Origin of the sequence: Alistipes putredinis DSM 17216 (assembly GCF_000154465.1) — a bacterium.
Lineage (GTDB): Bacteria > Bacteroidota > Bacteroidia > Bacteroidales > Rikenellaceae > Alistipes > Alistipes putredinis.
The window spans coordinates 1,369-2,558 of the sequence record NZ_DS499573.1; the positions used below are offsets into that span (position 1 = coordinate 1,369).

The 1,190-nt window shown below is 54.6% G+C and carries 1 protein-coding gene and 1 pseudogene; one reads left to right on the forward strand and one right to left on the reverse strand.

All coding sequences use genetic code 11. The features are described 5' to 3' along the window. A pseudogene (locus tag ALIPUT_RS00050) lies at positions 1 to 396 on the forward strand (ATPase); the annotation flags it as partial. 283 nt (positions 397 to 679) lie between these two features. On the opposite strand, the gene ALIPUT_RS00055 reads toward ALIPUT_RS00050, so the two are convergent. After that, on the reverse strand, positions 680 to 1,190 hold a 511-nt coding region (locus tag ALIPUT_RS00055; protein WP_050751413.1), incomplete at its 5' end, for a TlpA family protein disulfide reductase.

The following is a 1,190-nucleotide window of genomic DNA, read 5'->3' on the forward strand; positions in this document are numbered from 1 at the left end:
CCGTAGGCAGTTGCTATGGTACTACTATTCGCGGGCAATGCCGCAGTCGGTGCGATGAAGAAGAACCCGAATGCCTTCGGTAACTACATCATCCTGTCGGGTCTGCCCGCTTCGCAGGGTCTTTACGGCTTTGCCTCGCTCTTCCTTATCATGAATTACCTGACCGATTCGGTTACGATGCTGCAGGCGGCCGCTATCTTCGGTTTGGGTATCTTGGTCGGCCTGGTGAACTTTTTCTCGTCGTATCGTCAGGGCCAGCTTTGCGCCAACGGTATCGCTGCCGTAGGTAACGGTCATGACGTGGGTACCAAAACCCTGATCCTCGCCGCTTTCCCGGAGTTGTACGGTATTTTGACCGTGGCGATCACCTTCCTGGTAACCGGTCTGATGAAGTAATCGAAATCCCGGATTTCGAAAGAACAGGCGGAGCTTCTGCAAGCTCCGCCTGTTTGTGTTTTGTGAGGAAGAGGGTGTGTGTGGAGGGGTTTTGGAGAAGGCATGAGAGGGGACGGTTCGATTCGAGGTGGAGTAAATTGCGGGGTTCGGCAATGTTGCTGTGTCCCGGCAGATCGGACGGTTACGGGGTGGAAACCGCTGGAATTCCGGGGTGTCTTCGGAATCCGGTCATGTCAGTCATAGACGGCTGTTTTGTGTGGTCGGCTTTGTTGGGTATGCTGCTTTATTCTGTTGTTTGGAGCGCTTGTTCGATTTGCTCGATCAGCAGGCGTTGTATTGTTGCGTCGTAGTCGGTTTCGGAGAGCAGGATTTTGCCATTGGGACTGATGATAAAGTTGCGGGGAACGTATCGGGTGGCGTAGAGCGAGTAGATTGACATGTCGGGATCCAGACCTACGGAGAATGCGATTCCCAGCTCGCGGCAGAACTCTTGAACGGTCTGCTGCGTTTCGCCTCGATTGATTGGAAGGAAGCGAAATTTCCGGTCAGCAAAGCGATCGACGATTTGGGTTTGCATCTGCTGCATTTGTTTCCGGCAGGTCGGGCACCACGTGGAGAAGAAGGTAAGCAACACCACGTTGCCTTGCAGGTCGGACAGGGTGATCGCTGTGTCGTCGAGCATTCCGACCGTGAAGTGAGGGGCCTCCTCTCCGACGCGGCCCCGGCGTGGTTTCCTTTTCCGTCGGGATCTCTTCGGAAAGGCAGCGAATTCCACCACAGTGCCGATTTTCAGT